Raw genomic sequence first — 26,858 nt, 5'->3', positions numbered from 1 at the left:
CCACGGCGCGGCAAGGGCTTACCACCCTCCGTAGCAGCGACTTGAGCGCGGTTCGCCGCCGGCCGCTCGTCGCTGCTTGAGCCCGCCCGGCGGCGTAGGGCGGGACCAGACGGAGGTCCCATGCGACCCATCCTCTTCACCGCCGCCGCGCTTGCGGCGCTCTCCACCCACGCCTACGGCCAGACCCCGGTCTCGGAACTGGTCGTCACCGCCCCGCGCCTTGCGACCACCCCCGAGCTCGTCACCGGCCTGCGCACCATAGAGCGGGACGAGATCGAGGCCCGGCAGGCGACCTTCGCCGCCGATGTCCTCAACACCCTGCCGGGCGTGTCGGTGTTCCGGCGCGGCGTCGGCGGATTGGCCACGGTCCGGCTGCGCGGGGCCGAAGCGGACAAGACCCTGGTGCTGATCGACGGCGTGCCGGTGAACGATCCGGCCGACCCGTCCGGCGCCTTCGACTTCGGCGCCCTGCAGCTCGCCGACGTCGAGCGCGTCGAGCTGCTCTCCGGACCCCAGGGCTCGCTGTGGGGCTCGGACGCCATCGGCGGCGTGATCGCCTTCCACACCCGCGAGCTCGACGGCTGGGCCCTGGAGGCGGAGGCCGGCAGCTACGGCTCGGTGCGCGGCGCGCTTTCCGGCGGCCTCGCCGCCGACCGCTACGCCTTCGGGGGCTCGGTCGCGGGCTTCCGCACGGACGGCGTCTCGAAGGCGGCAGTGGGGACGGAGGACGACGCCTTCGAGACCGTCACCGCCTCGGCCCACGGGCGCGTGGACCTGACCGACGCGGTCCGCCTCGACGGGCGGCTCCGCTACACCTCCGCCGAGGTGGAGATCGACGGCTTCGCCCCGCCCGACTTCCGCCTCGCCGACACCGCGGCGATCAACAAGAGCCGGGCCTGGTCGGGCTTCGGGCGCGTGACGGCGGACGGCCCCTGGGGCTTCACCCACAAGCTCAGCCTCGGCCTCTCGGACCTGACCCGCACCGACGTCTCCGACTTCCCGTCCCGGTTCACGGCGGACCGCGAGGTCTGGCGCTGGACCGCCGAGCGGGGCGGCACGGAGGATCCCTGGGCGGTGGTGGCCGGCCTCGAGCGGCAGGAGATCGCCGCCGACCTGGACGGCCGCACGGGCGCCGACCTCTCCACCAGCGCCGCCTTCGCCGTGGGCCGGGCGCGGCTGGGCCCGGTCACCGCCACCGCCAGCCTGCGGCACGACGATCCGGACGCCTACCGGTCCAAGACGACGGGTCGCCTCTCGCTGGCGGCCGAGCTGGGCGCCGGCTTCGTCGCCACCGCCTCGGCCGGTCAGGGCTTCAAGACGCCGACGCTCAGCCAGCTGGTCTGCGACTTCTGCTTCCCGGCGGGTCCGGCGCTGGACCTCAAGCCCGAGACCGCCGAGGGTTATGACCTGCGCCTCGGCTGGCGCTCGGACGACGGCGCCTGGTCAGCGGCGCTCACCGGCTATCGGCTGACGGTGAAGGACCAGATCGCCTACGTGGCGGGGCGCTACGTCAACATCGCCCGCACCCGCTCCGAGGGCCTGGAGGCCGAGGCGACCGGACGTCTGACCGACCAGCTCTCGCTGCGCCTGGCCTATGCGCACACGGATGCGATCGACATGACGACCGACGCCAGCCTGTTGCGCGTGCCCGACCACTCCGGCTCGGCCAGCCTGTTCTGGGACGGTGATCGGCTCTCCGGCGCCCTCACCGTCCGCGGCGAGTCCAGCCAGGCGGACACCGACGTGGACGGCTTCTCCCGCATCCGCCGCAAGGGTTTCGTCGTCGCCGACCTCGCCGGCGCCTGGAAGCTGACCGACCGCGTCAGCCTGACCGGTCGGATCGAGAACCTCGCCGACACCCGCTACCAGGAGGCCTACGGCTACCGCGAGCCCGGGCGGAGCGTGTTCGTGGGGGTCAGGGTCAGCGACTGATCTTCCCAGTTCCTCCCCTGCGAAGCGGGGGAGGGGGACCGCTCGCCGAAGCCGGCGCCAGCCGGCTGGAGAGCGAGTGGGGGAGGGGGCGAGCCGCCCGCGCGGCGAAAGGGGAAGTGCGGGTTGGAGCGAGCCACAGCGCCGCGCTCGTGGCTTTCCCTTTCCACCACCCGCTCTTCAGCCGGCCTTGCCGGCTTCGGCGGGCGGTCCCCCTTTCCCATGAATGGGAAAGGAAAGAACCTTACGCCGCCCACCTGGCGATATCCTGGCGGCCCTGCAGGAGGTCCAGGACGTCGGCCATGGTGAAGGCCGGGTCGGCGGCGTGGAGGGCGCCGTAGACGGCTTCGGCGAAGGCGAGGTCCGCGCGCGTCTTGATGCGCCAATCGAGGGCCGAGAGATCGCGGGCGGCGTGCAGGTGGGCGTGGCCGTAGCGGTCGGGCCGGGCGCGCAGCTGGGCCATGGGCGAGACGGCGGCGGCGGTGGCGGGGTCCACGAGCCGCGCGGAGTCCCAGAGCGCGGCGGCGGCGGCGACCTCCACCTCCAGGCCCTTGGGAAAGGTCCGCTGCACGCGGTTGGAGGTGTAGGCCGCGCCGCTGGCGCGGGCCTTGCGCACCGCCGCGTCGATGATCCCCGGATCGACGAAGGGGGAGTCGCCCTTCAGCCGCAAGACGCCGGTCACCGGGCTGGCGGCGTCCACGCAGCTCATGAAGCGATCGGTGAGGTTGGCGGCCGACCCGCGGTGCACCGCCTGGCCGCGCGAGACCAGGAAGCTCGCCAGCACGTCGTCGGCGGGCTCGTCGCTGGTGGCGACCACGACCCTGTCGATGCTGCGCGCCTGGCGGATGCGCTCGAGCTGTCGCCAGACCATCGGCTCGCCGCGCAGCGGGGCCATCGCCTTGCCGGGAAGGCGCAGCGTGGTCATCCGGACCTGCAGAATAGCGAGCATCATCGGCTGGGGCTCCAAAGGCGCCCCGCCGGGAGGGGAGAGGCTGGGTTTACGCCGCCGCCCACGACCGGGAGTCGATCACCGACGGATCGTCCAGGGCCATGTCGTCCCAGTCGAGGTCGGGGGGCGGGCTGGACGCGGCGGCGATCACGGCGCTCAGCTCGGCGGGAGAGGTGACGCCCACCAGCACGGCGGACGCCTCGGGACGCGACAGTGCGAAGCCCAGGGCCGCCTGCAGCGGGTCGGACCGCCCCTCGGCGATCAGCCGGCGGGCTCTCGAGATGCGGGCGGCGGCGCCCTTCAGCTGCGAGGGCACCCGGTCGGGCGGCAGGAAGAGAAGGCCGTTCAGGAAGATGGAGCGCAGGTGGACCTCGATGCCGAGGCCGGCGATCTCGGCCAGGGCCCCGTTCACCAGCAGCCGCTGGTCCAGCAGGCTGGCCGGCGCCTGCACCACGTCGGGGCGGAAGCGGCGGGCCAGACCCACGGGGTCGTCGGAGGCGAAGACGGTGAAGCCGATCTTCTTGCAGATCCCTTGGTCCTTCAGGCGCAGCAGCCGGGTCCACAGGGCCAGGCCGTTGTCGCCGAACAGGTCCGAGGCGGTGGGCACCAGCACGGTGTCGCAGCTCTCGATCCCCAGGCGGCGCAGGCTGGCGACCAGCTCGCGCTCGACCACGTCCGGGCCCTTGTCGGCGCGCACGGTGGACACCGCCACGCGGAACGGCACCGGGCGAGGCATCAGCTGGCCCAGCGTGGCCTCGTTCTGGGGCGCGCGCGTGCCGATATCGAGCACGCCGAGGCGCGCGCGGGCGGCGATCTGCAGGATGTCCTTCACCTGCTCGGCGGGCGAGCGGCCGCGCAGCCCGGGACCGTCTTCCAGCGGGAACTGGGCGGTGCCGATGCCGAGCTTTGCGAGAGGAGAATTCATCGGTTGGCCGTCGCCCGTAGTAACTAAGGGGTTGCGGGCCCAACTTGGCTGAAAGGGATAAAGAACCCGTATCTGAAGCCTGAATCGGAAGTTAAGTCGCACCATGTTCGCCGAACTGCCCGAGTGGCCGACCTTCGGATTGGCCGAGGACGTGCGCCCTGTGCTCGCCCAGGCGCAAGCCGCTGGAAAGACGCTGGTCCTGGCCACGCTGGTCGCCCTGGAGGGCGGCGGGCCGCGGCCCGTGGGCACCCAGATGGTGTTCGCCGAGGGGCTGGTGGCCGGCTACTTCTCCGGCGGCTGCGTGGAGGGCGACATCGCCGGCCACGCCGCCCAGTGCATGGCCGACGGCGAGCCGCGGCGGCTGGTCTACGGCGAGGGCAGCCCCTGGCCGGACATCCGCCTGCTGTGCGGCGCGCGCATCGAGGTCTTCCTTGAGCGGGTGGCGGCGGACGATGCCGCCCTGGCCGAGCTGTTGCGGCTGACGGCGGCGCGGGCGCCGGCCCTGTGGGTCAGCGACGGCCGGCGCCGGGCCTGCGGTCCGCCGGGCGAGGTCCCGATGTGGAAAGAGGCGATCACGCGGCCCTACGAGCCGGTCCCGCGCCTCGTGGTGGTCGGCTGGGACCCGACGGCCCTGGCCATCGCCGCCCTGGGCGCCCAGTCCGGGTTCGAGACCACCCTGGTCCGGCCGAAGGGGCCCGAGGCGCCGCCGCCGCTGGCCGGCGTCGGCTACCTGCGCGGCGAGCCGGGCGAGGCCCTGGCCAGCATCGTTCCGGACGCCTGGACGGCGGTGGCCGTGGCGACCCACGACCTGGAGACCGATCAGGCGGCCCTGCGCGCGGCCCTCCCCTCGGACGCCGGCTACGTCGGCCTCTTGGGCGCGCGGGCGCGGCTGCCGGAGCGGCTGTCACGGCTGCGCGCCGCCGGGGTGCCGGAGAGCGCCATCGCGCGGCTGCACGCGCCCATCGGCCTGGATCTCGGCGGGGCCAAGGCGCCCTGGGAGGTGGCGGTGTCGGTGATCGGCGAGATCACCGCCCTGCGCTATGCGCGGGCCAGCGGCAGCACTTCCACCAGCCCGCCCGCCTCGACGGCCGGCGCGCCGACCGGCCGGCGCAGCAGCGCGTCGGCCTGAGCGAAGACGCTGACCAGGGACGAGTCCTGGTCGCGATAGGCAAGGGCGCGCAGTTCCCCGGCCTCGTGCGAGAGCCTGGCCCGCATCCAGTGCTCGCGCGTCCCGTTCGCGGCCAGCGGCTGGGCGGCGCGGGCGGCGACGATCGGCAGGGCCGCGTCCGCGCCCTGGAACGCGGCCAGGATCGGGCGGAGGAACAGCTCGGCGCAGACGAAGGCCGAGGCCGGGTTGCCGGGCAGGCCGAGGAAGCGGCGGCCGTCGCCCAGGGTCCCGAAGAAGGTCGGCTTGCCGGGGCGGACGGCGATGCTCTCCACGACCGGCGCAAAGCCGAGCGCCGTGGCCGCCGCCCGGACCAGGTCGTGGTCGCCCACCGAGGCGCCGCCGACGGTCACCACCAGGTCCGCGTCGGCGCCGCGGATCGCCGCGATCACCGCCTCCAACTCGTCGCGGACCGGGCGGTGGCGGCTCACCTGGCCGCCCCAGGCCGCCACCATCACCGCCAGGGCCGGCGCGCCGGAGTCGTAGATCTGGAAGGGGCCGGGCTCGGCCGGCGCCTCGACGATCTCCTCGCCGGTCGACAGGACCGCGACGCGAGGCCGGCGGGCGACCGGCACCTCCGCACGCCCCGCCGAGGCGGCCAGCGACAGGCGCCAGGGATCGAGCCGCACGCCCCTCGACAGCAGCGCCGCGCCCACTTGGAAATCCCCGCCGCGGGGGCGGACGTTCGACCCGGCCTCCGCCGCAGGGACCTTCACGACCTCGCCGTCGCGGGTCGCATCCTCCTGGATCACCACCGCGTCGGCGCCCGCCGGAACCGCCGCCCCGGTGAAGATCCGCACCGTTTCGCCAGGGCCGAGCGCGCCTTCGTAGCCGTGCCCCGCCGCGCTCTCGCCGACGATCTTCAGCGTTCCGGGGGTGTCGGCGGCGCGGACGGCCCAGCCGTCCATGGCCGAGGCGTCGAACGGCGGCTGGTCGCGGCGGGCGGCGACGTCCTCGGCCAGCACCCGGCCGGCGGCCTCCGCCAGGCGAACAGTCTCGGCAGGCAGCGGCGAAACCTGCGCCAGCATCCGGGCGCGGGCGTCGTCGACGGCGAGCAGCTTCATTCGGCGCGCCAGTCGCCCGAGGCGCCGCCGGACTTCTCCACCAGGCGCACGGCCTCGATGGTCATGCCCTTCTCGGCCGCCTTCAGCATGTCGTAGATCGTCAGGCACGCCACCGAGACGGCGGTCAGGGCCTCCATCTCCACGCCGGTCTGGCCGGTGGTGCGCACGCGGGCGGCGACGGCGAGGCCCTCCTCCACCGGCTCGACGCGCACCTCCACCTGGCTGATCGGAAGGGGGTGGCAGAGCGGGATCAGCTCGCTGGTCTTCTTCGCGGCCATGATGCCGGCGATCTCGGCCACGGCGCGCACGTCGCCCTTCTTGGCCTCGCCGGAGACGGCCAGCGCCTTGGTCTCGGGCTTCATGCGGACCAGGCCCGCGGCGGCGGCGACGCGGGTGGTGTGGGCCTTGTGCGAGACGTCGACCATCACCGGCCGGCCGCTCTCGTCCATGTGGGTCAGGCGGCTCATTCTTCCAGCAGCCGGGGCATCAGCTCGACCATGTTGCAGGGGCCGTGGCGGGAATCGAGCTGGGGCGCGATCACCTTGTCCCAGCCGTCCTTCACCGCCCCGTTGGAGCCGGGCAGGCAGAAGACGAACACGCCGTCGACGATGCCGGCGCAGGCCCGCGACTGCAGCGTGGAGAGCCCCACCGACTGATAGCTGACCAGGTGGAAGACCACCGAGAAGCCGTCCAGCTCCTTGTCGAACAGCGGACGGATCGCCTCCACGGTCACGTCGCGGCCGGTGATGCCGGTGCCGCCGGTGGTGACGATGGCGTCGATGGTGCGCGAGGCGGCCCAGGCCTTCACCTGCTCGCGGATCAGGGTGATGTCGTCGCGCACGATGGCCCGCTCGGCCAGCTCGTGGCCGGCGCCGGTCACCCGCTCGCCCAGCAGCTTGCCGGAGGTGTCGGTGGCCTCGTCGCGGGTGTCGGAGACGGTCAGCACGGCGATGCGGACCGGCTTGAAGGGCCGGCTCTCGTCGATCCTGCCGCCGGGGAGGAGGGCGTTCATGGGGTCTCCTGTTCCGCGTCCCACCGGGCCGCGTCCGCATAGTCCTCGGGCCGCGGCTCGATCCAGCGGGCGCCTGCGGGGCCATGCTCCTTCTTCCAGAAGGGGGCTCTGCTCTTCAAGTAGTCCATGAGGAAGTCGCAGGCCTCGAAGGCCTCGCGTCGGTGCCCGGAGGCGGTCGCCACGAAGACGATCGGCTCGCCAGGCGCGATCTGGCCCACGCGGTGGACGATGAGCAGGTCGTCGAGGCGCCAGCGCCGGCGGGCCTCGTCGGCGATCTTGCCGATCTCGGCTTCCGTGAAGCCGGGATAGGCCTCCAGCTCCAGGATCCTCGTCTCGCCCTGCTCGGCGCGGGCGATGCCGGTGAAGGTCGCCACCGCGCCGGTCTCGGAGCGGCCCTTCGCGAAGCGGGTCAGCAGGGCGCCCGGCTCGAACGGCTCGGACTGAAGGGCGATCATCCGCCGCTCATCGGCGGCAGGAAGGCGACCTCGGAGCGGGCCGAGAGCTGCGCATCGCCGCGCACGATCTGCTGGTCCAGCGCCACCTGCACGCCCTTGCCGGACAGCGCTTCCCCCAGGCGGGCGTCCTCGGCCGCCAGCCGCTGCTTCAGCTCGGCGATGGAGGCGGGCGGCGGGTCGAGGTCGCGCTCGCGCCAGCCGGCGAGGTCGCGAAGGGGGCCGAACAGCAGGACGCGGGCCACGGCTCAGCCTCCGGTGGTCGACATGTGCCGGGCGACAGCCGGCGCGGCCGCGCGGCCGATCTGGAAGTCGTGGCCCTTGGGCTTGGCGTCGACGGCCAGGCGGATCGCCTCGATCAGGTCCGCATCGCTGCCGCCGGCCCGCAGCACGGCGCGCAGGTCCGAGGCGTCCTCGCGGCCGAGGCAGGTGTGCAGGGTGCCGGTGCAGGTCAGCCGCACCCGATTGCAGCTTTCACAGAAGTTGTGGCTCAGCGGGGTGATGAAGCCGAGGCGGCCGCCGGTCTCGGCGATGCGGACGTAGCGGGCCGGTCCGCCGGTGTTGAGCGGGATGTCCTCCAGCGTCCAGAAGCTCTCCAGCTCGCGGCGGACGTCGCGCAGGGACAGGTACTGGTCGGTGCGGTCGGCCTCGATCTCGCCCAGCGGCATGGTCTCGATGAGGGTGGCGTCCAGGCCGCGGCCGTGCGCCCAGGCGATCAGGTCGGGCAGCTCGGCGGCGTTGTCGTCCTTCAGGGCGACGGCGTTGATCTTCACGGCAAGGCCGGCCGCCTGGGCCGCGTCGATGCCGGCCAGAACCTTGGCGACGTCGCCGCCGCGGGTCAGGCGGCGGAAGAGGTCGGGCTTGAGGGTGTCGAGCGAGACGTTGATCCGCTTGACGCCGAACCGGGCGAGGTCGGCGGCGAATTCGGTCAGGCGCGTGCCGTTGGTGGTGAGGGTCAGCTCCTGAAGCGCCCCGCTCTTCAGGTGCCGGGAGAGGTTCTCCACCAGGGTCATGAAGCCCTTGCGGACCAGCGGCTCGCCGCCAGAGAGGCGCAGCTTCTTCACGCCCAGGGCCACGAAGGCCGAGGCGATGCGGTCCAGCTCCTCGAGGGTGAGCACTTCGGCCTTCGGCAGGAAGGTCATGTGCTCGGCCATGCAGTAGACGCAGCGCAGGTCGCAGCGGTCCGTGACCGACACGCGCAGATAGGTCACCGTCCGGCCGAAGGCGTCGACCAGGGGTTTGGCTTGCGCGGGCGAGGCGTCGTAGGGCGTCATGCTGCAGAACAACATAAGGGGGAACGCAGGTTGGCGACAGGGGCGGGCGGGCCGCAGGGCCTGGAGGCGGTGGTGCTTGCCGCCGGAACAGGCAGCCGGTTCGGCGGCGGCAAGCTGCTCGCGCCCTTTCGCGACGGCGTCCTGCTGGACGGCGCCCTGGCTGCGGCCTTCGCCGCGCCGGCGCGGAATGTGTGGGTCGTCACCGGCGCCGACGCCGCGGCGGTGGGATCCGCCGCCCGCGCCTTCGCCGATCGGATCGGCCAGGCCGAACGCCTGCGCCTCGTCCACGCCTCGGATCACGCCGAAGGCATGGGGGCCTCGCTCCGCACCGCCGTCGCCGCCCTGCCGCAGGACGCCGCCGGCGCCTTCGTCTTCCTCGGCGACATGCCCCGCGTGCCGGCGGCGGTCCTGCCCGCCCTCGCGCAGGCCCTTGCCGCAGGCGCCCCCGCCGCCGCTCCGATCTGGCGGGGCCGCAGAGGCAACCCTGTGCTTCTAGGCCGCGTGCTGTTCCCGCAGCTCCTCACCCTCACCGGCGACCAGGGCGCGCGGGCCGTGCTCCAGGCCCTGGGCGACCGCCTCGCCCTCGTCGAAGCCCCCGACGACGGCGTCCTGTTCGACGTGGATGAGCGGGGGGACCTCTCCCGCTAACTCCTTCTCGTCATCGCCGGACTTGTCCCGGCGACCCAGCCCGTTGCGGCTGGACGATCCTCATCAGGATGGGTGGCCGGCATGAAGCCGGCCATGACGGGAGTTTGAGATCACCCGCAGGCGGCGAAGAAGCGCTTCAGGAGCTGCGGCGGGACGGGGTCGGGGGCGATGACCTCGTCGTAGACCTCGACGCGCAGCTGGCCGGAGCTCTGGAACGCCGCCCAGATCGGCGCATCGAGCGGGATGCGGGCGCGCACGTCCGACCCGTGGGCGGAGGAATGCTGGTAGGCGTCCACCTCCACCGCCTCCCGCGCCGCGCCGGAGCGGACGGCGGCGTAGCCGCTCCAGGGCTCGAGGACGCCGGTCTTGTTGCGCCAGGTCCCGTCCTCGGTCTGGTCGACGCCGTGTGTGGTGTCGGCCCACAGGGACAGGCGGAGAAAGTCCTCGCCCTGCACGCATTCGAGGGTGATCAGGTCGTCCTCGGCGTCCGGCGTGGCGAAGGTGAGCATCGCCTCGCCGCGCTCCACGAGCAGGCCCCATTGCCGCTCCTGGGCCGAGGCCGCGCCGGCGACAAGCAGGGCGGCCGCGGCCAGCAGGGCCGCCCTCACGCCTTGACCATCGGCAAGCTGAGCTGCGGCTGGCCGGTGGCCGCGAGGATGGCGTTGGCGACCGCCGGGCCGATCGGCGGGGTGCCGGGCTCGCCGACGCCGGTGGGCGGGGCGCCGGCCGCCTGGGGCAGGATGTACGTCTCCACAGTCGGCGCCTCGGAATTGCGCAGCACGCGGTAGCCGTCGAAGTTGGTCTGCTCGACCCTGCCGTCCTTCAGGGTGATCTGGCCGTAGAGCACGGCCGACAGGCCGTAGCAGACGCCGCCCTCCACCTGCGAAGCGACCTGGTTGGGCGAGATGGCCGTGCCGCAGTCGATGGCCGCGACGATGCGGCCGACCTTCGGCGCCCCGTCGGTGACCTGCACCTCCGCCACTTCCGCCACCACCGAGCCGAAGGATTCGTGCACGGCGAGGCCGCGGCTGACGCCGGCCGGCGCGGGATTCGTCCAACCGGCCTTTTCGGCGGCCAGGTTCAGCACCGCCAGGTGCCGGTTCGCGCCGGCTTTCGTCAGCAGCGCGCGGCGGTACTCCAGCGGGTCCTTGCCGGCCTTGCGGGCCAGCTGGTCGATGGTGTGCTCCATCACGTAGGCGGTGTGGGTGTGGCCCACCGAGCGCCACCAGAGCACCGGCACGCCCACGTCGGTGTGCAGCACCTGGGCGTCGACGTGCGGCGTGGCCTTCAGGTAGGGCGAGCCGCCGACACCCTCGACGGAGCTCTGGTCGACGCCTTTGGTCGGCATCGGCGAGCCCTTCATGATCGACTGGGTGACGATGCGGTGCGTCCAGCTGACCGGGAAGCCTTCCGCATCGGTCACGACCCGCACCCGGTGGTGGACCAGCGGCCGGTAGTGGCCGGCGGCCATGTCGTCTTCCCGGGTCCAGACCAGCTTCACCGGCCGGCCGTTCGTCTTCTTCGCCACATGCAGGCAGTCTGCGACGTAATCCGAGGAGAAGTTGGCCCGCCGGCCGAAGGAGCCGCCGGCGTAGACCGTCTCGATCTCGATCGAGCCCGGCAGGGCGGCCAGGATCTTGGCGGCGTTGAGCTGATCCAGGGTCGGCGCCTGGGAGCCGAAGGTCAGCTTGCGCTTGCCGTTCCCGATCTCGGCGACGCAGTTCATCGGCTCCATGGCCGCGTGCGCGAGGTAGGGGAAGTCGTAGGTCGCCTCCAGCACCTGGCCGCCGGCCGCAGGGGCGGTCCCGCGGGTCTCGAACGCCTCCCACTCGAGACCGTCCGGAACCGCCTCGCCGGCGGCGAGCTCGCGGTACTCGGCGAGCAGCTGGTCGGTCCCGCGGGTCTCGGCCTTCGCGTCGTCCCAGACGACCTTCAGCGCATCGCGACCCTGCTTGGCGGCCCAGGTGTTCTGCGCGACGACCGCCACCCCGGTGGGGATCTGGAAGACGTCCACCACGCCGGGAACCTTGCGGGCCTGGGCGGCGTCGAAGCTTGCGACCTTGGCCCCGAACCGCTCAGGGCGGGCGACCATGGCGATGAGCATGTTCGGCAGGCGCACGTCCTGGGTGAACGTCGCCTGGCCGGTGGCCTTGACCAGCGCGTCCTTGCGGCGGACCCGGTCGGTGCCCACCAGGGTGAAGGTCTTGGGGTCCTTCAGCGTCGGCGACTGCGGCGGGGTCACCTGGGCCGCGTCCGCCACCAGCTCGCCGAAGCCGGCGGACTTGCCGGACGCGGCGTGGCGCACCACTCCGTCGGCGACGGTGATCTCGCCGGCCGGGACGTTCCACTTCGCAGCCGCCGCCTGGACGAACATCGCCCGCGCGGCCGCGGCGGCGTTGCGCAGCGGCGTCCACGATGAGGCGATGGCGGTGGAGCCGCCGGTGAGCTGCAGCCCCAGCAGCGGGTTGCCGTAGAGCTTGGCGTTGGCCGGCGCCTGCTCGACGCGGACCTTGTCCCAGTCCGCGCCCAGCTCCTCGGCGACGATGGCGGCGATGCCGGCGTGGCTGCCCTGCCCGAACTCGATGTGCTTGTTCACGACCGTCACCGCCCCGTCGGCGGCGATCTTGATGAAGGGGCCGAAGGCGCCGGGCTTGACCTTGCTGCCGGCGCTCAGCGCATCGGCCGGCGAGCAGCCGACCAGCAGGGCGCCGCCGGTCAGGGTCGCGCCGATCAGGAAGCCGCGGCGGGTGGCGGAGACGGTGGAGGTCTTCATCGCGCCTCTCCTCACGCCTGGGCCTTGGCGGCCGGGGCCAGGCCCGCCGCGTCCTTGATGGCGGCGCGGACCCGCTGATAGGTGCCGCAGCGGCAGATGTTGCCGTCCATGGCCGCGTCGATGTCGGCGTCGGTCGGCTTGGGCGTGGTCGCGAGCAGCGCCACGGCCGACATGATCTGGCCCGACTGGCAGTAGCCGCACTGGGACACGTCGTGCTTCACCCAGGCCTGCTGCACCGGGTGCTGGCCGCCCAGGCCCTCCACCGTGGTCAGCTTCATCGCTCCGATCGCCGACAGCGGCGTCGAGCAGGCGCGGATCGGCTGGCCGTCGGCCAGCACCGTGCAGGCCCCGCAGAGGGCGACGCCGCAGCCGTACTTCGGGCCGGTCAGGCCCAGTTCATCTCGCAGCGCCCAAAGAACGGGGGTGTCCGGCGCGGCGGTCACCTGCACCTGTCGCCCGTTCACCTCAAGGGTCGTGGCCATCTTCGTCCTCCCCGGCGAAACATTGCCGCAACCTAACGGTGTTCAGAGGCGCCGTTAACCTGGGACTGACGGCGCCTGGGCTGTATGGACGCGCGCCAGGGTGCGACAGATTGGGAGAGACTTACGGATGCGGTCGGCGATCTTCGCCCTTTTGCTCGGCCTGACGGCCACCCCCGCGCTGGCGGCGGACGGCGCCCAGCTGTTCAACGCCCAGTGCAAGATGTGCCACCAGGCGGCCACCGGTCCGCTCGCGCCGACGCTCGCAGACGTCGCCGGCGCGAAGATCGCCTCCAAGCCCGGGTTCAACTACTCGCCGGCCCTGAAGGCCAAGAGCGCCCAGACCTGGACCGACGCCAACCTCGACGCCTACCTGGCGAACCCGACCGGCTTCGCGCCGGGGACCCGGATGATGGTCAAGGTGGCCAAGCCCGAGGATCGCCAGGCTCTCATCGGGTACATGAAGACGCTGAAATAGCGCCGCTAACTCGTCAGGGGCGGGCCCAGGGTCTATGATTCGGCCATGGACGCCTTCCCCGCCTATTTCCCGCTGGCTGGAAAGAAGGTGGTGATCGCCGGCTCGGGCGAGGCCGCCGAGGCCAAGGCGCGGCTGTTCGAAGGCTCTCCGGCGCGCGTCGTGCGGCTGGAAGGGCCGCCGGCGCTGAAGCCGCACGCCTACATCGGCGCGCGCCTGGTGTTCATCGCCTCCGACGACGACCTGTTCCTGGAGCAGGCGCTGAAGGCGGCCAAGTCCGCCGGGGCGCTGATCAACGTGCCGGACCATCCCGAATTCTGCGACTTCACCACGCCGGCGGTCATCGATCGGGGCGAGGTGGTGGCCGCCGTCGGCACCGGCGGCGCCTCGCCCATGCTGGCGACCCTGCTGCGCGGCGACATCGAGGCCCGGGTGCCGGAGGGCGCCGGCCGGGTCGCGGCCCTGTTCCGCCGGTTCCAGGACGAGGTGCGCACGGCGCTCCCCGAGCCGCACCAGCGGCGGGCCTTCCTGCGCGAGGCGCTGCTGGGGCCTGCGGCCGCGGCCGCCGCGGCCGGCGACATGGACGAGGCCGCCGCCCTGTTCCGCGAGGCGCTGGCCGAGGGGCCGAAGTCGCTCGGCCGGGTGGTCTACGTCGAGGGTCGGGGGCCGGCGGACCTGCTTACGCTGCGCGCCGCCCGCGCGCTCGCCGCCGCCGACGTGCTGGCGCCCGACGCGGCGGTGGACGCCGACGTGATGGCCCTGGCCCGCCGGGACGCGGAGCGGCTGACGCCCGCCCAGGCCCTCGCCGAGCGGCTCGCCGAGATCGCCGCGGAAGGCAAGCGGGTGGTGCGGATCCTCGCCGGCCCACCGGATCCGGACGAGCTGGGCGCGCTGAAGGCGTCCGGCGTGGAGGTCGAACTGCTGGCGGTGGCGGAGCCGCGGTGAACGGCCTGACGGGGGACGACCTGGGGGCCGTGGCGCTGTCGCTGCGCGTGGCGCTGGCCGCCACGCTGCTCAGCCTGCCGCTCGCCATCCTGGCCGCCGCCGCCCTGGCCCGCGGCCGGTTCGGCCGGCGTGTGGGGCTGGAGGCGCTGGTCACCCTGCCGCTGGTGCTGCCGCCGGTGGCGACCGGCTATGCCCTGTTGCTGCTGTTCGGCCGCCAGGGGCCGCTGGGGGCGGCCCTGGAGAAGATCGGGATCGTCTTCGCCTTCGACTGGACCGGGGCGGCGCTGGCCGCGGCGGTCATGGCCTTCCCGTTGATGGTGCGTCCGATCCGGTTGGCCATCGAGGCGATCGATGTGGAGGTGGACGAGTCGGCGCGGACGCTGGGCGCCTCGGCGGTCCAGCGCTTCTTCCGGGTGACCCTGCCGCTCGCCGCGCCGGGCGTGGCGGCCGGCGCCGTGCTCGGCTTCGCCAAGGCGGTCGGCGAGTTCGGCGCGACCATCACCTTCGTCGCCGCCATCCCCGGGGAGACCCTGACCCTGCCCTCGGCCATCTACGGCGCGGTCCAGACTCCGGGCGCGGAAGGCCGCGCCGCCGCCCTCTGCATCGTCGCTGCGGTCATCGCGGTGGCCGCCGTGGTGGTCTCGGAGTCCCTCGGCCGCATCGCCGCCCGCGCGGCGAGAGGGCCGGGGTAGCGCGCTCCGTTTTCTCTGCGATGGCCGGCTTCATGCCGGCCACCCATCCTGATGGGTCGCCGCCTGCGCAATGGGCCGGGTCGCCGGGACAAGCCCGGCGATGACGGAGTGCCCCTAATCGATCGACCGGCCCTTGGTCTCGGGCAGGAAGAACAGGGTGATGACGACGCTGATCGCCGTGAAGATGAACGGGTACCAGAGGCCGGAGTAGATATCCCCCGTCGCCGTCACGATGGCGAAGGCGCTGAAGGGGACGAAGCCGCCGACCCAGCCGGTGCCGATGTGGTAGGGCAGCGACAGGGCCGTGTAGCGGATGCGGGTCGGGAACAGCTCGACGAGGGTGGCGGCCATCGGCCCGTAGAGGGCCGTCGCGGCGATCACGAACACCATCAGGATGGCGAACACGCCGGCGATGTTGACCCGCTCCGGGTCGGCGGCGGCCGGGTAGCCGTTGGCGACCAGCGCGGCTTTGATGTCGGCCTCGACCTTGGCCTTGGCGGCCTTCAGCTGGTCGGGCGCCAGGGCCCGGCCCTCGACCGAGACCACCTCGGTGGTCCCGACCAGCACCCGGGCGGGCGAGCCCGGCAGGGCCTCGCGGTTCTCGTAGGAGACGCCGGCGTTGGCCAGGGTCGACTTGGCGATGTCGCAGGAGGAGACGAAGCTCGCCTTGCCGACCGGGTCGAACTGCAGTGAGCAGCTTTCGGGATCGGCGATCACCACCACGGGCCGGGCGGCCTGGGCCTCGGCGATCGCCGGATTGCCCATCTGCGCCAGCCCCTGGAAGGCCGGGAAGTAGGCGACCAGCGCCAGGGTCATGCCGAACCACATCACCCACTTGCGGCCGACCCGGTCCGACAACCAGGCGAAGAAGACGTAGAGCGGCGCGCTGACGATGGTGGCGGCGATCATCAGCCCGTTCACCGTCGCCGGGTCGATCTTGATGAACCGCTCCATGAACACCTGGACGTAGAAGAAGGCGGTGTACCAGACCGCGCCCTGGGCGCTCATGAAGGCGAACAGCGCCAGCAGCACGATCTTCAGGTTGCTCCACCTGCCGAACGCCTCGCGGAACGGCGCCTTGGTCTCCTCGCCGGCCGCCTTGAGCTTCTGGAAGGACGGGCTCTCGGAGAGCTTCAGCCGCATGAAGATCGAGATCGCCAGGAGGCCGGCCGAGACCAGGAAGGGGATGCGCCAGCCCCAGGCGGCGAAGGCCGCCTCGCCCAGGATGGTGCGGGTGACCAGGATCACCAGCAGGGCGCCCACCAGGCCGAAGGCGGCCGAGGTCTGGATCCAGCCGGTGAACTCGGCCCGCCGGTTCGGCGGCGCGTGCTCGGCGACGTAGATCGCCGCCCCGCCGTACTCCCCGCCCAGCGCCAGGCCCTGCAGGATGCGCAGGATGATCAGCAGGATCGGTCCGATCATCCCCGCCTGTTCGTAGGTCGGCAGCAGGCCGATGGCGAAGGTCGCCCCGCCCATCAGGGTGACGGTGATCAGGAAGGCGGCCTTGCGGCCGACCTTGTCGCCCATCCGACCGAACACCAGGGCGCCGAGCGGGCGGAAGGCGAAGCCCGCGCCGAACAGCGCCAGCGCCGCGACCAGCCCGGCCGTGTCGGTCAGGCCGGCGAAGAAGTTGCGCGAGATCAGCGAGGCGAGGGTGCCGAAGATGAAGAAGTCGTACCATTCGAAGGCGGTGCCGGCGGATGAGGCGACCACCACCGTCCGCATGGGCGTGGTCGCCTTCGGCTGCGCCCCTTCGGCGCCGACTGCTTCGGCCATTTCAACTCCCCCAAATCGTTGAAGATTGGTCTAGCACCGGCGCCGCGCGCTCGGAAATGGCTGTTCTGCGGCGCGGAACCGCGGCCGGGCGAGGCGCCTTCCTGTCCCGAAGAACGAGGACAGGCCATGCAAGACCATACCTACGGGATCAGCGAGATCGTCGGCTCGTCGGAGACCTCGATCGAGGACGCCATCCAGAAGGCCATCGCCAACGCATCCGAGAACCGCCGGAACATCCGCTGGTTCGAGGTCCTGGAGACCCGCGGCCACGTCGAGGGCGGCCGGGTGAAGCACTTCCAGGTCCACATCAAGCTCGGCTACACGCTCGAGGAGTAGGGCCATGCCCGACAACCGCAGCTTCGACGACGAGCCGCGTCCCGACCTACCGCCCAAGGACGCCGACCAGGCCCAGCCCGACGCCCCCGACGAAGCCAAGCTGAAGCGCCACGGCGACGACCTGCAATCGAGCGTCGACAGGGCCACGGGGGAGGAGCGGCGCTAGGTCAGGCGCGGCGCAGGCCCCCTCCACCACCCTTCGGGTGGTCCCCCTCCCCCAGAGCGGGAGGAGAATCGAGGCGGCGCCGACCACCTCTCCTCCCCCCTTGGGGGAGGGGGACCGCCGAAGGCGGTGGAGGGGGCCGCCCGCGTCTCCCCCTAGAACGCGTTCTCGCCGGTGATGGCGCGGCCCAGGATCAGGGCGTGGACGTCGTGCGCGCCCTCGTAGGTGTTGACGGTCTCCAGGTTCGCCGCGTGACGCATCACGTGGTACTCGCCGGAGATGCCGTTGCCGCCGTGGATGTCGCGGGCCTCACGGGCGATGGCCAGCGCCTTGCCGCAGTTGTTGCGCTTCATCAGGCTGATGGCCTCGGGCACCCAGGCGCCCTCGTCGATCAGCCGGCCGAGCGCCAGGGCGCCTTCGAAGCCGAGGGCGATCTCGGTCTGCATGTCGGCCAGCTTCTTCTGGATCAACTGGCGGGCGGCCAGGGGCTTGCCGAACACCTTGCGGGTGGCGACGTAGTCGCGGCTGGCGTGCAGGCAGAACTCGGCCGCGCCCATGGCCCCCCAGGCGATGCCGTAGCGGGCCTTGTTCAGGCACGAGAACGGCCCGCGCAGGCCCGAGACGTTCGGCAGGATGGCGTCCTCGCCGACCTTCACGTCCGACAGGGCGATCTCGCCGGTCACCGAGGCGCGCAGCGACAGCTTGTTCTGGATCTTCGGCGTCTCGAAGCCGGGCGTGCCGCGGTCCACCAGGAAGCCGCGGATCACCCCGTCCAGCTTGGCCCACACCAGCGCCACGTCGGCGATGGGCGAGTTGGTGATCCACATCTTGGAGCCGTTCAGCACGTAGCCGCCGTCGACCTTCTTGGCGACCGTGCGCATCGAGGCCGGGTCGGAGCCGCCGTCGGCCTCGGTCAGGCCGAAGCAGCCGACGATCTCGCCCTTGGCCATGCCGGGCAGGTATTTGCGCCGCTGCTCCTCCGAGCCGAACTCGTAGATCGGATACATGACCAGCGACGACTGCACGCTCATCGCCGAGCGGTAGCCGGAATCGATCGCCTCGATCTCGCGGGCGATCAGGCCGTAGGCGACGTGGTTCACGCCCGCCCCGCCGTACTGCTCCGGCAGCGTCGGGCCCAGAAAGCCGAGTCCGCCCATCTCGGTCATGATCTCGCGGTCGAACCGCTCCTCGGCGAAGGCCGACACGACGCGGGGCAGCAGCTTCTCGCGCGCATAGGCCCGGGCGGACTCCCAGACCATCCGCTCGTCCTCGGAGAGGCGCGAGGTCAGGTCGAGGGGGTCTTCCCAGCGGAAGGTCTTCTGGCTTTGGCCGGCGTCGAGAGCCATGGCGGATGCTCCTGATTTTTCAGGGCCGCTATGACACCGAATTAGGTCCCCGTGTAGACGCCTTTGCGCTTCTCGAGGAACGAGGCCCGGGATTCCTTGGCGTCGTTCACGGCCTTGCGGGCGAAGCCCAGGCCCACGTGCTCGTAGCGCAGGGCGTCGTCGATCTCCTTCTCCATGGAGTACTGCAGCACCCGCTTGGCGCTGCGGATGGCCAGCGGCGGCCACTGGGCCATCTCCTCGGCGTAGGCGACGGCCTCGTCGACCAGCCGCCCTTCCGGGACGATGCGGTTCAGCAGGCCGATCCGGTGCGCCTCCTCGGCGTCGACCGCGCGGCTGGTGAAGATCAGGTCGGCGGCGTGGGCGTAGCCGACGATCCTGGGCAGGAAGAAGCTCATCCCGCTGTCGGGCGAGAGGTTGCGCTCCACGAACACGGTCTTGAAGCGCGCGTTCTCCGAGCCGATCCGCACGTCGCAGGCCAGCGCCATGCTCATCCCCGCCCCGGCGGCGACGCCGTTGATCGCCCCGATCAGCGGCTTGTCGAAGGTGTAGAACAGCTTGGCCCAGCGGCCGACCCAGCTCATCTCGTCCAGCCGCTCGGTCTGGTTGGTGGGCGGCGGCGGGCCCGGCGGCATGCCGGCGGCGGCCCGGTCGGCCCCGCCCATCAGGTCCGCGCCGGAGCAGAAGCCGCGGCCCGCGCCGGTGATCACCAGCGCGCGGATGTCGTCGTCCGCCCGGGCCCGCTCGACGGCCGCGTGCACGTCGCTGCGCAGGCCCGCCGAGATGGCGTTCAGCCGCTCCGGCCGGTTGAGGGTCAGGACGGCCACCTGGCCGCGGATCTCGTACTGGATGGCGTCGTAGCGGCCGACCGGCTGGTCCATGGCGCGTCCTCCTTGCCTTGTTTTCGGCAAGTCTGGCCCAAACGGGGCAGTGCGCAAGCAATGCCGCCGCAACCATTGTCGATTTGACCGGTTCCTAGGCGATCAACGGCCTTCACCCGGATCGCCAGATGGACGCGACCTCCGCCGACAAGAACCCCGTCCGGCCCTTCGCCTGGCTGGCGGCGCTCTCCTTCCTGATCGGCTTCATCGGCTACCTGGCGGTCAGCGTGCCTGTGGTCGCGACCGTCTACGACGACCGCCCCGAGCCCGCCCGCGTCTCCGGTCCCGTCTCCGACGAGTGGAACATCGAGCGGCGGGTGTAGGCCGCCCCAGTCGTCATCCCGGACGGCCGCAGGTCGATCCTTGACCCGGAACATCACGATGGGGCGCCGGCTGGGGCCCGGCTCTCCGCTTCGCTATGACCGGGATGACGGACTTGCCGCCTCAGCTCCTGGCCACGAACCAGCCGTTCCGGAACCCGTCCTGCGCCTTGCCGTAGGCGAAGGGCTCGCCTTCCGGAGTCAGCACGCTGCCGCCGGCGGCTTCCAGAACGGCGTGGGCGGCGGCGATGTCCCATTCCATGGTAGGCCCGTGGCGGGGGTAGATGTCGGCGGCGCCCTCGGCGATGCGGCAGAGCTTGATGGACGAGTCCATCGCCTCTCTACGGGTGAAGCCGTACTTCTCGGCCAGGGCGTCGGCGGTCTCCGGCTTCATGGTGTGGCTGATCAGGCCCAGCGGGTCCGCCGGCCAGGGGCGGACGTGGACCGGCGACGGCGCGCCGCCCTCCACCCGCTTCAGCGCACGGCCGCCCTGCGTGAACCAGGTCTCCATGGTCGGCGGGGCGGTGACCGCGCCGGCGACGGGGCGGCCGTTCTCGATCAGGCCGATGTTGACCGTGAAGTGGACGTCGCCACGGACGAAGGCCTTGGTGCCGTCCAGCGGGTCGACCAAGAAGAAGGTGGCGCCGATGGCGTCGGGCGTGCCGAACTCGCTGGCGTCCTCCTCGGAGATCACCGGCACGCCCGGCCAGCGCTTCTCCAGTTCGGCCAGGATCAGCGTCTCGCCCCGGCGGTCGGCCTCGGTGACCGGGCTTTCGTCCGACTTGGTGCTGACCGTCAGCCCCGAGCGCCACAGGGGCAGGATCAGCCGCGCGGCGGCCTCGCAGATGTCGGCCAGCTCTGCGCCGGGGTCGCTCAGTGACACGTCGTTCGCCTCCACCCAGGGAGCCGCCTTCCTAGAGGGGCGTTCCGGTTTCCGAAAGCGTCAAATCAGGCCAACTTCGCCCGCCGATGACCGAGGAACCTCCCACCTTCGACGTGGCCGCCGCGCCCCCGCCCACCGCCCAGGTCGCCGCCTACCTGGCTGCGCGCATGTGTCACGACTTCATCAGCCCGGCGAGCGCCATCGTCTCCGGCCTGGACCTGCTTGAGGACCCCACGGCGCAGGACATGCGCGAGGAGGCGATGGGCCTCATCGCCTCCAGCGCCCGCAAGCTGGCCGACCTGCTGGCCTTCACCCGCGTCGCCTTCGGGGCCTCGGCCAGCGCCGACACCTTCGACGCCCGCGAGCTGGAGAAGCTGACCCGCGGCGTTTTCGCCCACATGCGCGCCGAGCTCGACTGGGAGGTCTCGCTGGAGGGGCTGAACAAGCCCGCCGCCCGGGCGCTGCTGAACCTGGCGCAGATGGGCGGGGCGGCCCTGCCGACCGGCGGGACGACCCGCGTGCGGGCGGTGCACGAGGGCGCCTCCACCGCCATCGCCGTCGACGCCATCGGCCCCAAGGCCCGGCTGCGTCCGGAGGTGCTGGCCGGTCTGCGCGGAGAATCCTCCGAAGGGCTGCACGGCCACTGGGTGCAGGCCTACTACGTCCACCTGTTCCTGACCGACGCGGGCGGGCGGGTGTTCGCCGATGTCAACGACGAGCGGGTGGTGTTCGCGGCCACGGTGCCGCTTTAACGGGTGGAATAAACCACGGCTCCATACCCTCCTTTAACCAAGGCGGCGGACAAGGGGAGGTGGAGTGGGAGTTCGCCCCCGTGAAGACCTGTCTCGTCGTCGACGACAGCCGCGTGATCCGCAAGGTGGCCCGCCGCATCCTGGAGGAGCTCGGCTTCGACATCGCCGAAGCCTCCGACGGGATGGAGGCGCTGGCCTGGTGCCGGGCGGTGATGCCGGACGCAGTGCTGCTGGACTGGAACCTGCCGACCATGAGCGGGCTCGAGTTCCTGCGCCAGCTGCGCCAGGAGCCGGGCGGCGAGGCGCCGACCGTCGTCTTCTGCACGGTCGAGAACGACATCGAACGCATCCGCGAGGCGCTCGACGCCGGCGCGGACGAGTACATCATGAAGCCCTTCGACGGGGACATCATGGCCTGCAAGCTGGCCCAGGCGGGGCTGGCGTGACGCCGCAGGACCGCGAGCTGATCGCCGGGCTCTGCGCCGCGCGCGCCGGGTTCCAGGTCGACGCCTCCAAGGCCTACCTGCTGGAAAGCCGGCTGGCGCCGGTCGCCCGGCGCGAGGACTACCCGACCATCCCCGAGCTGATGGAGGCCCTGCGCCGGACCCGCGACGAGCGGCTGATCTGGGCGGTGGTCGAGGCGATGGCGGGCGGCGAGAGCAGCTTCTTCCGCGACGGCGCGCCGTTCGAGGCGTTCGCCGAAGACATCCTGCCGCGGCTTACCGAGCGGGCGTGCGGACGGCCGGTGCGCATCTGGAGCGCGGCCTGCGGCACGGGCCAGGAGATCTACTCGCTGGCCATGCTGGTCGAGGAGGCCGACGCCCTGGCGTCCGGCGGCCGCGTGGAGCTCTTCGCCTCGGACCTGTCCGAGCGGGCGCTGGAGAAGGCCCAGAGCGGGCTCTACACCCAGTTCGAGGTCCAGCGCGGCCTGCCGATCCGGCTGCTGGTCCGGCATTTCGAGAAGGACGGGGAGATGTGGGGCATCTCGCCCCGGCTGCGCCAGATGGTGCGCTGGCGGCGCATCAACCTGCTGGCCGACCTCTCGCAGCTCGGCGGGTTCGACGCCATCTTCTGCCGCTACGTGCTGTCCGGCGCGACGGAGCCGGCGCGCCGGCGGATCGTCGAGAGCCTGACCCGGGCGCTGTCGCCGGGGGGCTATCTCGTCCTCGGCGTCGACGAGCAGCCCGAGGGGCTGAGCGAGGCCTTCGCGCCGGTGGAGGGCCGCCCCGGCCTCTACCTGCGCCGGGCGGCCGTCCAGGCGGCCGCCTGAGCCGACGTAAGAAGCCCCGCCGGTGGGCGGGGCTCTTGGTAATCGGAACTCGGCTCTGGCCTAGTCGGCGGCGTCCTTGGCCGCATCTTCGACCGCAGCGCCCGCCGCCTGCACGTCTTCACCGGCGCCTTCGACGGTGTTGCACGCCGCCACCGCCGCCATGCTGGCGGCGAGTACGACGGAAAGTAGGATCTTACGCATAGGTTCTCTCCGGGAGAGGTTCAGCTCGCCGGACGGCAACGATCAGGCTGCAGCCTGGTTCCCCTGCGGCGGCGACTCGGCGACGCTTTCCGCCGGCGGGATCGGGAAGATCAGCCGCGCTGTGACGCCGCCCGCGGCGTTCTGCACGAGCTCCGAGCGGCCGCGCAGCTGACGGGCGAAGGCGGTCATCAGCGTGCGACCGACGCCGGAGGCCTTCAGCGCCTGTTCCGACGCGGCGCCGTCGTCGGCGATCTCCAGCAGCGCGTCCTCCGCGCCGACCGCGAAGTGGACCGTCAGCCGCCCGCCGCGACCGGCGAAGGCGTGCTTCTGGGCGTTGGTGATCGCCTCGACCGCGAACAGGGCCAGCGGCGCCAGGCGGTCCGGGTCCAGGACCAGCGGCTCGACGTCCAGCTCGGTCTTCACCGCCGGCCCGTGCAGCATCTCGCCGGCGATCAGCTGGGCGGTGAGCTCCTCCAGGAAGGCGCGCAGGTCGACCCGCTTCAGGTCCGGGCTCTGGTAGAGATAGCGGTAGATCAGCGCCAGGGCGGTGATCCGCTGGCGGGTGTCGCTCATCGCCGCCCGCGCCGAGGGGTCGGTCAGCGCCCGCTGCTGCATGTTCAGCAGGGACGAGATGACCTGCAGGTTGTTCTTCACCCGGTGGTGGATCTCGCGCATCAGCGCGTCCTTCTGGGCCAGCGAGTCGCGCAAGCTGGCGTCGCGCCCGACGATGGCGTCGGCCATGTCCTCCAGCGTCTCGGCCAGTTCGCGGATCTCCGGGGGCATTCGTTCGGCCTGGACGGGCCGCACGCTCAGCCGCCCGCGGGCGTAGAGGGCGGCGATCCGCTGCAGGTAGGCGATCCAGCGCACCACCACCCGCTCGGCCACCACCGAGACGGCGGCGAAGGCCAGGATGAAGGTGATCAGCGGCAGGAGCAGGCCCGTCAGCGGGTTCAGCCGCGCCCACGAGAACAGGCCCGGCGAGGGCGCGGAGAGGATGACGAATACTTCCTGGCCGACGATCGGCGCGGCCGAGTAGACGCGGCGCTCGCCCCCGCGGCCCTTGCCGTACCAGACGTAGGAGCCCTCGGCGGCGCGCTGGCGCCAGTCCGCAGGCAGGTCCGGGAATGCGGCCGCTTCCGTCTGGTTGATGTAGCTGCCCCGGCCGTCGACGAGGGCCACCTCGGATCCCGGCGGGATGTCCGGGTCGCGCAGCCGCGGCTGCAGGCTGGCCAGGCCGATCACCGCCACCTGGGCGCCTTGGAAGTTCCCGTCCGGATCCTCGGCCCGCGCCGCCGCCAGCACCGCCGGCTCGCCCGCGTAGGCCGCGCCCGGCGCGCGCGTGATCACCAGCTGGTCGCCCGCCGCCAGCCGCCGGAACCAAGCGCGTGAGGCCCGGGACTCGTCGGCCGGCACGGTCGTCGACGCGCAGGCGACCCGGCCGGCCTCGTCGAACCGGATCAGGCTGATGTAGCCGGGCACCCGCTCGGCCACCTGGGCCAGCCGCTGGGCGCACTGGAAGCCCACCGAGCCGCCGGCCAGCGTGCGCAGGAGGATGTCGGCGCTCTCCATCCGCGCCCGCGCGGTGGCGGCGCTGCGCTCGGCCGCGAAGGCCAGGCTCTCGCGCAGGTTCTGGTCTTCGCGATTGAAGGCCAGCGCGGACTGGACGCCGCCGAGGATCAGCACCGGCAACAGAGCCACGGCCAGGGCCGTGATCAAACGGACCCGGATCGTGCTGAGCGAAACCCAGGGGTGACCGTCCATCGGACCTAACTAGGCCCCTAACGGACCGTGCTCAACCGCTCCGCATCGGCCAGGATGGATTGCATGGCCTCGCTGGCGGCCAAGCCGTCGCGGTCGTAGGCGCCCTCGTCCAGGATCGCATGCAGCGCCCGGCGCGCGCGGCTGACCCGGCTCTTCACCGTGCCGACGGCGCAGCCGCAGATCTCGGCCGCCTCCTCGTAGGCGAAGCCGCCGGCGCCCACCAGGATCAGCGCCTCGCGCTGTTCCGGCGGCAGCATGGCCAGACCCTGGCGCAGCTCGTCGAGGGCGACGGGCGCTTCGGGATCGTCGACCGCCACCAGCGTCCGCTCGGCCGCTTCCTGGTCCAGCTGGCTCTGCCGCCAGGACCGGCGCTTCTCCGAGTAGAACTGGTTGCGCAGGATCATGAAGGTCCAGGCCTTCATGTTGGTGCCCATCTGGAAGCTGTTCCGCGCGTCCCAGGCCTTCAGCATGGCGTCCTGCGCCAGGTCGTCGGCCGCCGCCGGGTCGCCGCACAAGGTGCGCGCGAACGCCCGCAGGTGAGGGATGAGCTGCACCAGCTCCTTCTTGAAGGCTTCGTCGTCGGCCGGCATGGCGGACCGCGTCTCGGCGACGGCCATCAGCCCTTCTCCGGCGTCTGCTTGTCGGCTTTGCGAAGTATGTCCAGGAACTCGTCCGGCACCGGTTCGTTGACGACCTCGTCAAACATCTGGCGCAGGCGCACGCCGATCGCCTGCTGCCGCAGGCGGGCTTCGTCCAATGCGGCGGACGTCCGGCCGCGGTCCTCGGTGGGTCGTTGTTCGATCATGTTTCCGGCGCTCCGCTCACGCGGGGGCCGCCCCCTCGATCTGCTTTCGTGGCCCGTCAACGTCCGACCCTTGCTCAAGGTTCCCTGATCGGCCGTGTCAGGATGCCCAAAACCAGTGAATCGGGGAACCGGTTCCCGCGGCCGGCGTTTTCAAGCCATTATGGGGCCGCCGTCGGGGAACGCCTCCCGATGTCGGCTGCCGGTTTTCCACGGGAGGGGTGCACCCTTGAGTCTACTTGCCCGCCTGGCGCCACATCTGCCGTACGTCCGCCGCTACGCCCGCGCGCTGACCGGCGACCAGACCACAGGCGACCACTACGTCCGCGTCGCGCTCGAGGCCCTTGCGGCCGGCGAGCGGGTGCTTGAAGCCAACCTCACGCCGAGGGTGGCCCTCTACCACGTCTTCCACGCCATCTGGCTGAGCTCCGGGGCCCAGCTGGAGGGGCCGGCCGAGGACGAGGCCGCCGACGACGCCAGCCGGCGCCTGATGCGGATCGCCCCGCGCTCGCGGCAGGCCTTCCTGCTCACCGCCCTGGAGGGCTTCACCCCCTCCGAGGCGGCGCAGATCCTGGGCACCGACTTCGCCGAGGTCGAACGGCTGATCGCCGAGGCCCAGGCCGAGATCGACGCCGAGCTGGCCACCGACGTGCTGATCATCGAGGACGAGCCGGTCATCGCCGCCGACATCGAGGCCCTGGTCACCGAGCTCGGCCATGCGGTGGTGGACATCGCCGCCACCCGCACCGAGGCGGTGGACGCGGTGGCCCGCAAGACGCCGGGCCTGGTGCTGGCCGACATCCAGCTGGCCGACGGCTCCTCGGGCATCGATGCGGTGAAGGACATCCTGAACCGCTTCGACGTGCCGGTGATCTTCATCACCGCCTTCCCCGAGCGGCTGCTGACCGGGGAGCGGCCCGAGCCCACCTTCCTGATCACCAAGCCCTTCCAGCCCGAGACGGTGAAGGCCGCCATCGGGCAGGCCCTGTTCTTCCACCCGAGGAAGGCCAAGAAGGAAGCCGCCTAGGCCGAGCTTCCCGTCCTCGAGCCCGTCAAGCGGCCGCTCCTCCCCCGGAGCGGCCGTTTTTCGTTGGGGGGCGGCCTTCCCTCCCCTTCAGGGGGGCGAAGGGGCCGGGTGGGGGAGCGACGGACGGCCAAAGCGTTGGCCGGCGGCGCGGGGAAGCCCGAGACTTCCCCACCCGTCCGCTTCGCTGCGCTCGCGTCCACCCTCCCCAGAAGGGGAGGGGAACAGGCAGACCTACTGCGCGGGAGCCGCCGTCGCAGGGCCGACGTTCTCGGGCGCCTGCATGCCGGGCTGGGTGGTCCCCGGCGGGGTCTGGATGGCGCGCGGGTCCGGGGCGTTGAACACCGGGGCCTCGGCGGCCGGGCCGTTGTTGGCGTTGGTCTCGGCCAGATCGTCGGACTTCCAGGCCCAACTGCCGAACAGCGCCAGCGCCGCCAGCGCGGTCCCGATCACCAGCACCAGCAGGACATGGAAGCCCCACCGGCCCTGCCGGGCGCGCGTCGCGCCGACCTTCGCCGGGTCAGGGGAGCGATCGCTGGAAGTCATGCAGTGGAACTCCGAAAA

33 protein-coding genes are annotated in these 26,858 nt (G+C 72.1%); 13 read left to right on the top strand and 20 right to left on the bottom strand.

Translation table 11 applies throughout. The annotated features are described in order from the left end of the window. Positions 1–120 precede the first annotated feature (120 nt). Complete coding sequence (locus tag ACFSC0_RS06390; protein ID WP_377282459.1) at positions 121–1,932, top strand: TonB-dependent receptor plug domain-containing protein; 1,812 nt, start codon at positions 121–123, stop codon at positions 1,930–1,932. Positions 1,933–2,173: 241 nt separating this feature from the next. On the opposite strand, the gene ACFSC0_RS06385 is transcribed toward ACFSC0_RS06390, so the two are convergent. Then, positions 2,174–2,881 carry a cytidylyltransferase domain-containing protein gene (locus ACFSC0_RS06385; protein ID WP_377282460.1) on the bottom strand — a complete coding sequence of 236 codons (708 nt, stop codon included), beginning with the start codon at positions 2,879–2,881 and terminating at the stop codon, positions 2,174–2,176. A 46-nt stretch (positions 2,882–2,927) separates the two neighbouring features. Next, a complete protein-coding gene (locus ACFSC0_RS06380; protein ID WP_377282461.1) occupies positions 2,928–3,803 on the bottom strand; it encodes a bifunctional regulator KidO in 876 nt (291 codons plus the stop codon). Between the two features lie 103 nt (positions 3,804–3,906). Here ACFSC0_RS06380 and ACFSC0_RS06375 point away from each other — a divergent pair, with 103 nt between their 5' ends. After that, complete coding sequence (locus ACFSC0_RS06375) at positions 3,907–4,932, top strand: XdhC family protein (RefSeq protein WP_377282462.1); 1,026 nt, start codon at positions 3,907–3,909, stop codon at positions 4,930–4,932. Here the strand turns inward: ACFSC0_RS06375 and ACFSC0_RS06370 are convergent. The 6 genes from ACFSC0_RS06370 to moaA are packed head-to-tail and all read right to left on the bottom strand — an operon-like array spanning position 4,842 to position 8,770. After that, on the bottom strand, positions 4,842–6,032 hold the full coding sequence (locus ACFSC0_RS06370) for a molybdopterin molybdotransferase MoeA (RefSeq protein WP_377282463.1): 1,191 nt from the start codon (positions 6,030–6,032) through the stop codon (positions 4,842–4,844). The two genes, ACFSC0_RS06375 and ACFSC0_RS06370, sit on opposite strands and share 91 nt — an antisense overlap. After that, positions 6,029–6,499 (bottom strand): cyclic pyranopterin monophosphate synthase MoaC, encoded by a 471-nt coding sequence (gene moaC / locus ACFSC0_RS06365; RefSeq protein WP_377282464.1) that lies wholly within the window; start codon positions 6,497–6,499, stop codon positions 6,029–6,031. Before moaC ends, ACFSC0_RS06370 begins: the two co-directional genes overlap by 4 nt. Then, on the bottom strand, positions 6,496–7,044 hold the full coding sequence (gene moaB / locus ACFSC0_RS06360) for a molybdenum cofactor biosynthesis protein B (protein ID WP_377282465.1): 549 nt from the start codon (positions 7,042–7,044) through the stop codon (positions 6,496–6,498). The genes moaC and moaB overlap by 4 nt, the downstream gene beginning before the upstream one ends. Next, a complete protein-coding gene (locus ACFSC0_RS06355; protein WP_377282466.1) occupies positions 7,041–7,499 on the bottom strand; it encodes a molybdenum cofactor biosynthesis protein MoaE in 459 nt (152 codons plus the stop codon). Before ACFSC0_RS06355 ends, moaB begins: the two co-directional genes overlap by 4 nt. Next, a complete protein-coding gene (locus ACFSC0_RS06350) occupies positions 7,496–7,741 on the bottom strand; it encodes a MoaD/ThiS family protein (protein WP_377282467.1) in 246 nt (81 codons plus the stop codon). Before ACFSC0_RS06350 ends, ACFSC0_RS06355 begins: the two co-directional genes overlap by 4 nt. Before the next feature lie 3 nt (positions 7,742–7,744). Then, positions 7,745–8,770, bottom strand: a complete 1,026-nt coding sequence (gene moaA / locus ACFSC0_RS06345; RefSeq protein ID WP_377282468.1) for a GTP 3',8-cyclase MoaA — start codon at positions 8,768–8,770, stop codon at positions 7,745–7,747. Between the two features lie 30 nt (positions 8,771–8,800). Here moaA and ACFSC0_RS06340 point away from each other — a divergent pair, with 30 nt between their 5' ends. Further along, positions 8,801–9,418, top strand: coding sequence for a nucleotidyltransferase family protein (locus tag ACFSC0_RS06340; RefSeq protein WP_377282469.1), 618 nt, complete (start codon positions 8,801–8,803; stop codon positions 9,416–9,418). Positions 9,419–9,528: 110 nt separating this feature from the next. Here the strand turns inward: ACFSC0_RS06340 and ACFSC0_RS06335 are convergent, their stop codons facing one another. From ACFSC0_RS06335 to ACFSC0_RS06325, 3 genes are read right to left on the bottom strand one after another with little or no spacing between them, the layout of a single operon-like run. Then, positions 9,529–10,026 carry a hypothetical protein gene (locus ACFSC0_RS06335; protein ID WP_377282470.1) on the bottom strand — a complete coding sequence of 166 codons (498 nt, stop codon included), beginning with the start codon at positions 10,024–10,026 and terminating at the stop codon, positions 9,529–9,531. Next, positions 10,023–12,191: a xanthine dehydrogenase family protein molybdopterin-binding subunit gene (locus tag ACFSC0_RS06330; protein ID WP_377282471.1), complete on the bottom strand. Its 2,169-nt coding sequence runs from the start codon at positions 12,189–12,191 to the stop codon at positions 10,023–10,025. Before ACFSC0_RS06330 ends, ACFSC0_RS06335 begins: the two co-directional genes overlap by 4 nt. Before the next feature lie 11 nt (positions 12,192–12,202). Continuing rightward, positions 12,203–12,673 carry a (2Fe-2S)-binding protein gene (locus ACFSC0_RS06325; protein ID WP_377282472.1) on the bottom strand — a complete coding sequence of 157 codons (471 nt, stop codon included), beginning with the start codon at positions 12,671–12,673 and terminating at the stop codon, positions 12,203–12,205. A gap of 127 nt (positions 12,674–12,800) precedes the next feature. Between ACFSC0_RS06325 and ACFSC0_RS06320 the strand changes: the two genes are divergently transcribed. The 3 genes from ACFSC0_RS06320 to modB are packed head-to-tail and all read left to right on the top strand — an operon-like array spanning position 12,801 to position 14,782. Continuing rightward, entirely contained in the window at positions 12,801–13,148 is a 348-nt protein-coding gene (locus ACFSC0_RS06320) for a c-type cytochrome (protein ID WP_377282473.1), read from the top strand. Positions 13,149–13,193: 45 nt separating this feature from the next. Beyond that, the gene (locus tag ACFSC0_RS06315) at positions 13,194–14,090 is read left to right on the top strand and encodes a precorrin-2 dehydrogenase/sirohydrochlorin ferrochelatase family protein (RefSeq protein ID WP_377282474.1); all 897 of its coding nucleotides are present in this window, start codon (positions 13,194–13,196) and stop codon (positions 14,088–14,090) included. Continuing rightward, on the top strand, positions 14,087–14,782 hold the full coding sequence (gene modB, locus ACFSC0_RS06310; protein ID WP_377282475.1) for a molybdate ABC transporter permease subunit: 696 nt from the start codon (positions 14,087–14,089) through the stop codon (positions 14,780–14,782). Before ACFSC0_RS06315 ends, modB begins: the two co-directional genes overlap by 4 nt. 114 nt (positions 14,783–14,896) lie before the next feature. Here the strand turns inward: modB and ACFSC0_RS06305 are convergent, their stop codons facing one another. Next, entirely contained in the window at positions 14,897–16,558 is a 1,662-nt protein-coding gene (locus ACFSC0_RS06305; protein ID WP_377282476.1) for an MFS transporter, read from the bottom strand. Positions 16,559–16,684: 126 nt separating this feature from the next. Here ACFSC0_RS06305 and ACFSC0_RS06300 point away from each other — a divergent pair, with 126 nt between their 5' ends. Beyond that, positions 16,685–16,894, top strand: coding sequence for a dodecin (locus ACFSC0_RS06300; RefSeq protein ID WP_377282477.1), 210 nt, complete (start codon positions 16,685–16,687; stop codon positions 16,892–16,894). A 4-nt stretch (positions 16,895–16,898) separates the two neighbouring features. Further along, on the top strand, positions 16,899–17,060 hold the full coding sequence (locus tag ACFSC0_RS06295; RefSeq protein WP_377282478.1) for a hypothetical protein: 162 nt from the start codon (positions 16,899–16,901) through the stop codon (positions 17,058–17,060). A 152-nt stretch (positions 17,061–17,212) separates the two neighbouring features. On the opposite strand, the gene ACFSC0_RS06290 is transcribed toward ACFSC0_RS06295, so the two are convergent. Both ACFSC0_RS06290 and ACFSC0_RS06285 read right to left on the bottom strand, forming a co-directional pair. After that, on the bottom strand, positions 17,213–18,403 hold the full coding sequence (locus tag ACFSC0_RS06290; RefSeq protein ID WP_377282479.1) for an acyl-CoA dehydrogenase: 1,191 nt from the start codon (positions 18,401–18,403) through the stop codon (positions 17,213–17,215). A 41-nt stretch (positions 18,404–18,444) separates the two neighbouring features. Beyond that, complete coding sequence (locus ACFSC0_RS06285) at positions 18,445–19,281, bottom strand: enoyl-CoA hydratase/isomerase family protein (protein ID WP_377282480.1); 837 nt, start codon at positions 19,279–19,281, stop codon at positions 18,445–18,447. Positions 19,282–19,409: 128 nt separating this feature from the next. On the opposite strand from ACFSC0_RS06285, the gene ACFSC0_RS06280 reads away from it, so the two are divergent. Next, a complete protein-coding gene (locus tag ACFSC0_RS06280) occupies positions 19,410–19,604 on the top strand; it encodes a hypothetical protein (RefSeq protein ID WP_377282481.1) in 195 nt (64 codons plus the stop codon). Positions 19,605–19,725: 121 nt separating this feature from the next. Here ACFSC0_RS06280 and cysQ read toward each other — a convergent pair whose 3' ends face one another. Continuing rightward, complete coding sequence (gene cysQ / locus ACFSC0_RS06275) at positions 19,726–20,484, bottom strand: 3'(2'),5'-bisphosphate nucleotidase CysQ (protein WP_377282482.1); 759 nt, start codon at positions 20,482–20,484, stop codon at positions 19,726–19,728. 86 nt (positions 20,485–20,570) lie between these two features. Here cysQ and chpT point away from each other — a divergent pair, with 86 nt between their 5' ends. From chpT to ACFSC0_RS06260, 3 genes are all read left to right on the top strand, one after another. Next, positions 20,571–21,236, top strand: coding sequence for a histidine phosphotransferase ChpT (gene chpT / locus ACFSC0_RS06270; protein ID WP_377282483.1), 666 nt, complete (start codon positions 20,571–20,573; stop codon positions 21,234–21,236). A gap of 80 nt (positions 21,237–21,316) precedes the next feature. Next, positions 21,317–21,682 carry a response regulator gene (locus tag ACFSC0_RS06265; RefSeq protein ID WP_377282484.1) on the top strand — a complete coding sequence of 122 codons (366 nt, stop codon included), beginning with the start codon at positions 21,317–21,319 and terminating at the stop codon, positions 21,680–21,682. Continuing rightward, on the top strand, positions 21,679–22,506 hold the full coding sequence (locus ACFSC0_RS06260; RefSeq protein WP_377282485.1) for a CheR family methyltransferase: 828 nt from the start codon (positions 21,679–21,681) through the stop codon (positions 22,504–22,506). Before ACFSC0_RS06265 ends, ACFSC0_RS06260 begins: the two co-directional genes overlap by 4 nt. Before the next feature lie 60 nt (positions 22,507–22,566). Here the strand turns inward: ACFSC0_RS06260 and ACFSC0_RS06255 are convergent, their stop codons facing one another. The 4 genes from ACFSC0_RS06255 to nepR are packed head-to-tail and all read right to left on the bottom strand — an operon-like array spanning position 22,567 to position 25,273. Further along, positions 22,567–22,707 (bottom strand): entericidin A/B family lipoprotein, encoded by a 141-nt coding sequence (locus ACFSC0_RS06255; RefSeq protein ID WP_377282486.1) that lies wholly within the window; start codon positions 22,705–22,707, stop codon positions 22,567–22,569. Between the two features lie 42 nt (positions 22,708–22,749). Next, positions 22,750–24,468, bottom strand: a complete 1,719-nt coding sequence (gene phyK, locus ACFSC0_RS06250) for a sensor histidine kinase PhyK (RefSeq protein ID WP_377282487.1) — start codon at positions 24,466–24,468, stop codon at positions 22,750–22,752. A 17-nt stretch (positions 24,469–24,485) separates the two neighbouring features. Continuing rightward, positions 24,486–25,085 (bottom strand): sigma-70 family RNA polymerase sigma factor, encoded by a 600-nt coding sequence (locus ACFSC0_RS06245; RefSeq protein ID WP_377282488.1) that lies wholly within the window; start codon positions 25,083–25,085, stop codon positions 24,486–24,488. Next, on the bottom strand, positions 25,085–25,273 hold the full coding sequence (gene nepR, locus ACFSC0_RS06240) for an anti-sigma T factor NepR (protein WP_377282489.1): 189 nt from the start codon (positions 25,271–25,273) through the stop codon (positions 25,085–25,087). The genes ACFSC0_RS06245 and nepR overlap by 1 nt, the downstream gene beginning before the upstream one ends. Positions 25,274–25,499: 226 nt before the next feature. Between nepR and phyR the strand changes: the two genes are divergently transcribed. Continuing rightward, complete coding sequence (gene phyR, locus ACFSC0_RS06235) at positions 25,500–26,297, top strand: anti-anti sigma factor/receiver protein PhyR (protein ID WP_377282490.1); 798 nt, start codon at positions 25,500–25,502, stop codon at positions 26,295–26,297. 231 nt (positions 26,298–26,528) lie between these two features. On the opposite strand, the gene ACFSC0_RS06230 is transcribed toward phyR, so the two are convergent. After that, positions 26,529–26,840: a hypothetical protein gene (locus ACFSC0_RS06230; RefSeq protein WP_377282491.1), complete on the bottom strand. Its 312-nt coding sequence runs from the start codon at positions 26,838–26,840 to the stop codon at positions 26,529–26,531. Positions 26,841–26,858: the final 18 nt, after the last annotated feature.

Source organism: Phenylobacterium terrae, assembly GCF_042681205.1.
Classification (GTDB): domain Bacteria; phylum Pseudomonadota; class Alphaproteobacteria; order Caulobacterales; family Caulobacteraceae; genus Phenylobacterium; species Phenylobacterium terrae.
This window is presented reverse-complemented; position numbering and strand designations above follow the sequence as displayed.